The sequence below is a fragment of the Promineifilum sp. (SeqCode) genome (assembly GCF_041918635.1).
In the GTDB taxonomy this organism is placed as follows: Bacteria; Chloroflexota; Anaerolineae; order Promineifilales; family Promineifilaceae; genus Promineifilum.
In genome coordinates, this window is sequence record NZ_JAYRVJ010000646.1 from 1 (window position 1) to 6,134 (window position 6,134).

Sequence of the window (6,134 nt, forward strand, 5' to 3'; positions counted from 1 at the left end):
GATCGGCGTTCAACTCGGCCACCAGTTCTTCGACCTGCTGTTGGCTGGCGTCGGCCGGTAGTTCGTGACCGATGGAGCGGATGCCCAACTCCTCGCAGGTCTTGCGCTTGCTGCGGACGTAGGTGGCGGATGCCGGGTTCTCGCCGACCAGGACGGTCGCCAGCCCCGGCGTATAGCCGTGCTCCTCTTGCATGCGCACGACGGCCTCGCGCACCTGCTGGCGCATCTTCTCCGCAATAGCCTTTCCATCAATGATCGCTGCGGTCATGTCAAATCCTTCCTATCAAGTGGGAAACAAAAAAGCCTCATCCTGTTACAAGAGAGGCTCGTGGATAGAAGTGTAAAGAGGGAGGGAGCTCCTGAGCAATTACGGATTATCGGCTAGGAATTATGAAGCCTGACCAGAACGGCTCCGGCTCATCATTCATAATTCATAACCCATAATTGCTTAGCGGGGCAGGATGTTTGTGCCCATAAACTTGTCGAGCCAGATACCCAGGGCCACGGCCAGGGCCAGGGTGGTGAAGATCATGTAGATAGCCCCATACTCCGCGGGCGTGGTGCCGATGAGCAGGGTGATCAACACGGTCAGGCCAAACCCCACGCCGATGGAGATGGCGGCCAGGATGAGTCGTTTTAGCAACATGCGCGGCTTGCCTCCAGTTGTGTAAATCGTCACAAACCGAGGTCATTGTATCAGATTGCGGCGACCCGGCAAGCAGGCCATGTTCGTTCGTAGTCAGGCAATTCATTGCCGTTGTTCGTTGTGGCAGGAAGAACGGCAATGAATTGCCTGACTACGAACCGCCGACGAATCGTCGCTAACTCGTTAGATAAATGCCTAATTCCGGGGCAATTGTGTGCTATAATACCGGGACAGTTCATTGAGATCACCACCGGCCGAACCGGCCGCGCCCGCTCCTCCTGCGGGCAGGTCCATCACTCAAATTTCCTAAACTAAGAGGGGGTGAATACGTGACCGAAGAGAATGCGAGCGCCGCGGGCCACACGCGCGGCGCGGCCTGGCGATTGCTGGGCTATCTACGACCCTACCGGCGCTACGTGGGCGTGGCCTACGGCGGCATGCTGCTGGGAACAGGGCTGAACTTAATCGTGCCCAAAATCATCGCCTGGGCCATTGACTATGGCCTGTCGGAGGGTCAAGCTTCGACGCTTTTCGCGGCCGGCGGCATCATTCTGGTGATCGCGCTGGTGCGCGGCCTGCTGGGCTTTGGCCAACGCTACTACGGCGAGTGGCTGACCCACCGCGTAGCCTATGACCTGCGCAACGATTTCTACAACGCCGTCCAGTATCAGCCGTTTGCTTTTCACGACCAGAGCCACACCGGCGACCTGATGAGCCGCGCCACCAGCGACATCGGTGAAGCGGAGCGTTTTGCCGGCATCGGCCTGATGGACTTGCTGGCGACCATCCTGCTGGTCATCGGCGTCATCGCCGCCATGATGATCGAGTCCGTGCCGCTGGCGCTGCTGGGGCTTATCCCGCTGCCCATCCTGCTCATCACGACCGTCCACTTCGGGCTGACTGTGGAGCCGATGTTCAAGCGCATCCAGGAGCAGATGGGCGTGCTGTCCACCGTCATGCAGGAGAGCCTGAGCGGCATCCGCGTCGTTAAGGCGTTCGCCCGTGAACCGCACGAATTGGACAAATTTGACCGCGAGAACGACGAGTGGTTCACCCGCCGCGAGGGGGTGATCAAGAAGTGGGCCAACAACTGGCCCTTCATGACCTTCCTGATCATGATGAGCGTCTTCTTCCTGCTGTGGTTCGGCGGGCCGGCGGCGCTGGAAGGGCGGATCACGGTCGGTTCGCTCTTCGCGCTCATTTCCTACATCCTGATGCTCAACACGCCCATCCAGCGTCTCGGCTTTCTGGTCAATCTGGCGGCGACAGCCGGGGCCAGCGCCTCGCGCGTCTTCGAAATCATGGACTTGCCAGCCGAGGTGGTGGATCGGCAGGACGCCATTGCCCTACCCGAGGCGCGCGGCGACGTGAAGTTCGAGCATGTCTCTTTCGCCTATCGCGACCGATTGCACGTGCTGGCCGACATCGACTTCCGCGCCCGCCCCGGCGAGCGGATCGCCCTCATCGGCCCGACGGGTTCGGGCAAATCGACGATCACCAACTTAATCCCGCGCTTTTACGACGTCAGCAGCGGCCGGGTGCTGGTGGATGATTACGACGTGCGCGACCTGCAACTCAAGAGCCTGCGCAGCCACATCGGTATGGTCTTGCAAGAGCCGTTCCTGTTCACCCAGACGGTGGCCGAGAACATCGCCTACGGCCGGCCGGGAGCCGACCGGGAAGACGTGGTCGCCGCCGCCGAGGCGGCCCACGCGCACGAGTTCATCCTCGAATTACAGGATGGATACGAGACGCGCGTCGGCGAACGCGGCGTGACGCTGAGCGGCGGCCAGAAGCAGCGCATCGCCATCGCCCGCGCCCTGTTGGCCGACCCGCGCATCCTTATCCTCGACGACTCCACCAGCAGTGTGGATACTGAGACGGAGCACCTCATCCAGGAGGCGCTGGCCGAACTGATGAAGGGGCGGACGACGTTCATCATCGCCCAGCGCTTGCTGACGCTGAAGCACGCCGACTGCATCCTCGTCTTGCAGGACGGCCGCATTGTCGAGCGCGGCACGCACGACTTCCTGCTGTCGCAGACAGGGCTGTACCGGCAAATCTACGATCTGCAACTTAAGGATCAGGAAGAGTTTGTCGCCTTGCAAGAGAGCGGGGGAGCAGGGGGGCAGGGGAGCAAGGGAGCGAAGAACCATGCGCCAATCGTTGATGGCGAAGAAGTGAGGGAGGCGTAGAGCGATGGCCCTGAACAAACCACAACAAGACCCACGGGCCAACGGGCAAGCTCCTACCCTTCAACCTGTGCTTGAGTCCCTTGATGAGCAGGCGGCGCGCGAAGCCCGCGAGGCGCGCATCCGGCAACTGCTGCGCGGTGACGATGATGAATTGCTGGGGAAGGCGTATGACGGCCGTCTGGTCCGCCGGCTGGGTACTTACTTGGTTCCCTATAAGGCCCGGCTGGTTTTCGCCGTCGTGCTCATGACGATCAGCTCCCTGCTCAGCGTGGCCGGCCCCGCGATCATCGGCTTCGCCATTGACGATGGCATCCGGGCGGGATCGTGGGAGCAGTTGCGCTTCTGGACGCTGGTCTTCCTGGTGACGACGATCATCGAGTGGGTGACCAACCGGGGGCGCGTCCACATCATGGCCTACGTCGGCACGAAGGTCGTGGCCAACATGCGCAGCGAGTTGTTCCGTCACCTCCACCGGCTAACGCTCAACTTCTACAGCAACTACAGCGTCGGCCGCCTGATGAGCCGGCTCATCGGCGACGTCGGCGTGTTGCAGGACTTCGTCACCTGGTCGATCACCGGCCTGTTCCGCTCCGTCTTCAACCTGGGCGGCATCGTTCTCGCCATGTTGCTGCTCAACTGGCAACTGGCGCTGGTGGCCTTCGCCGTCACGCCGTTGATGTTCATCCTGACCAACTACTGGCGGCAGCGGGTGCGGCAGGCGTATCGAGCCACGCGGCAACGGCTGGCGCTCATCAACGGCTACCTGAACGAGTCCATCTCCGGCATCCGCGTCACCAAGAGCTTCACCCGCGAGGCGCGCAACTTCCAGCACTTCGACGACCTGAACCGCTCCTTCTTCGACGCCAACGTCGAGGCCACGCGGCTGGCGGCGCTCTTTTTCCCCGGTGTGGACTTCATCGGTTCGCTGGCGACGGCGCTCGTCGTTGGCGTCGGCGGCTGGCTGGTGCTGGGCGACGCGCTGACGGCCGGCACGCTAGTGGCCTTTGTCCTCTACGTCGAGCGCTTCTTCGACCCCATCCGCGAACTGGCGCAGCGGTACAACACCTTCCAGGCCACGATGGCCGCCTCGGAGCGCATCTTCGAACTGCTCGATCTGGAGCCTGATCTGGTGGATGCGCCCGACGCGAAGCCGCTGCCGCCCGTGCGCGGCGAGGTTGTCTTTGACAAGGTCTCCTTTGCCTACCGCGAGGGGAGCAAGGATGTGCTGCACGACATCGATCTATACGCCAAGCCCGGCGAACGCATCGCCCTGGTGGGCGAGACGGGCGCGGGCAAGAGTACCATTATCCGGCTGCTGGCGCGGTTCTATGACGTGACCGACGGCGCGCTGCTCATCGACGGCCACGATGTGCGCGACGTGACGAGTGACAGCTTGCGGCAGCAGTTGGGCATCGTTTTGCAGGACACCTTCTTATTCACTGGGACTATCGCTGACAACATTCGCTACGGCCGGCTGGACGCGACCGACGAGGAGGTGCGCGACGCCGCTCAGGCCGTCGGCGCGCACGACTTCATCATCCGTCTACCCGACGGCTACGACTCGGAGGTGGGGGAGAACGGCAGCAACCTGAGCGTCGGCCAGCGGCAGTTGGTCTCCTTCGCCCGCGCCTTGCTGGCCGACCCGCGCATCCTGATCCTGGATGAGGCGACGAGTAGCGTGGACACGGCCACAGAGCGGATCATCCAGGTGGCGCTGGATCGGCTGATGCAAGGACGCACCAGCTTCGTCATCGCCCACCGGTTGAGCACCATCGTCAACGCGGATCAGATCATTGTGCTCGACCACGGCCGTATCGTCGAGCAGGGCACGCATGCCGAACTGCTGGCCCGCCGCGGGCGGTACTATAACCTCTACACCATGCAGTGGGCGCAACAAACGCAGCCAACACTATAGGGGCTAGGTTCTAGGGACTAGGGATAGGGAAGAGCGCTCTTCTCTATCCCCTAACCCCTATCTTTGCGTGAGATTACAGTTCCGCGGCGAGGCGGGTGATGACCCCGGCGGGGTCTTGGCCCACGTCGAAGGCCAGCACCCGGCGGTGGGCGTCGCGCAGGGCGCGGGCGTCGCCGAGCGCCTGGGCCTGCTTTAGCACGTTGAAGCTCATGGCCGAGGCCGCCGCGCCCGCCTCATCGGGGATGGGCACATCCTGATGCGCGTCGGACACGAACTGGATGAAGAGTCCATTGCCCCGATCCCCCTTGTGTAGCTGGCCGGTGGAGTGCAGGAAACGCGGCCCATAGCCGGCGGTTGTTGCCAGGCCGGTGCGCAGATGGATAGCCTGGCGCAACGCCTGGAGCGCGGTGTCTGTCTGTGGCGTGGTGTGCACATAGGCTTGGAGCGCCACGTAGTCGCCCGGCTTGGCCGCGGCCAGGAACGCACTCAGCGCTCCCGGCTCCAGCGGCGCGAACTCGCCCGCCGGCAGGCTGCCCTTCTTGGTATACTCGGCCACGATCTCCCGCGCCTTGATTTTGGCCGCCTCCACGTTGGGTTGGTCGAAGGGGTTGATCTGCAGGAAGTGGCCGGCGATGGCCGTCGCCATCTCCCACAGCAGGAACTGGCCGCCGATGTCGTACAGGTCTTTGAGGCGTAACGTGATCACCGGCTGCCCGGCCTCGACCAGGGCGGCCACAATCGCGTCCCGGCTGCGGTCGCCCTCCAGCCGGAGGTGGACGAACAGCCGATCCGCGCCGTAGGTTTCGGCCGGGGCCAGCGGCTCGCCGACCACCGGCAAGATGCCTTTGCCCTCCTTGCCCATGCTCTCGGCGATGAGTTGCTCCGCCCAATCGCCAAAGCTGGCCAGGGCGTCGGGGGTGATGAAGGTCACTTTGTCTCGACCGGCCAGAGCCAGCTTGCCCAGCGCCGCACCCAGCACAGCAGCGTGGTTGTCGGCGATGACGTCGCAGGCGCAGAGCCGGGTGTTGGCCGCGGCGACCGAGGCCCGCTCCAGCAATTCGTCTACGTTGACCCCCACCAGCGCCGCCGGAACCAGACCGAAGTAGGATAGCGCCGAATACCGGCCGCCGATGTTCGGGTCGTTGATAAACAGGTCGCGGAAGTGGTGCTGCGCGGCCATGTCGGCAATCTGGCTGCCCGGATCGGTGATGCCGATGAAGTGCTGGCCGACCTTGTCCGGCCCTACCTGTTCGAGAAGGCGGTTGTAGAAGTACTTGAAGCCGGACAGCGTTTCCACGGTTCCGCCCGACTTGGTGGCGACGATGACGAGCGTCTTGCTTAGATCGAGGCTCGCCTCGGCGGCGCGGACGGCGTCGGC

At 63.2% G+C, this 6,134-nt stretch carries 5 protein-coding genes; 2 read left to right on the plus strand and 3 right to left on the minus strand.

The window, feature by feature from the left end:
- Together ACE3UY_RS19015 and ACE3UY_RS19020 are read right to left on the minus strand one after the other, a co-directional pair.
- A partial coding sequence (locus ACE3UY_RS19015; protein WP_374689057.1) for a tetrahydrofolate dehydrogenase/cyclohydrolase catalytic domain-containing protein occupies positions 1 to 268 on the minus strand: 268 nt, incomplete at its 3' end.
- Positions 269 to 448: 180 nt separating this feature from the next.
- Positions 449 to 646, minus strand: a complete 198-nt coding sequence (locus tag ACE3UY_RS19020) for a hypothetical protein (protein WP_374689058.1) — start codon at positions 644 to 646, stop codon at positions 449 to 451.
- Positions 647 to 975: 329 nt separating this feature from the next.
- Here ACE3UY_RS19020 and ACE3UY_RS19025 point away from each other — a divergent pair, with 329 nt between their 5' ends.
- The gene (locus ACE3UY_RS19025) at positions 976 to 2,841 is read left to right on the plus strand and encodes an ABC transporter ATP-binding protein (RefSeq protein WP_374689059.1); all 1,866 of its coding nucleotides are present in this window, start codon (positions 976 to 978) and stop codon (positions 2,839 to 2,841) included.
- Between the two features lie 4 nt (positions 2,842 to 2,845).
- A complete protein-coding gene (locus ACE3UY_RS19030; protein WP_374689060.1) occupies positions 2,846 to 4,756 on the plus strand; it encodes an ABC transporter ATP-binding protein in 1,911 nt (636 codons plus the stop codon).
- Positions 4,757 to 4,829: 73 nt separating this feature from the next.
- Here ACE3UY_RS19030 and ACE3UY_RS19035 read toward each other — a convergent pair.
- On the minus strand, positions 4,830 to 6,134 hold a 1,305-nt coding region (locus ACE3UY_RS19035; RefSeq protein ID WP_374689061.1), incomplete at its 5' end, for a hypothetical protein.

Excerpts from the sequence above, each read along its gene's own strand:
- ACE3UY_RS19030 (WP_374689060.1), top strand. The coding sequence starts at position 2,846 with ATGGCCCTGAACAAACCACAACAAGACCCACGGGCCAACGGGCAAGCT.
- ACE3UY_RS19020 (WP_374689058.1), bottom strand. The coding sequence starts at position 646 with ATGTTGCTAAAACGACTCATCCTGGCCGCCATCTCCATCGGCGTGGGG.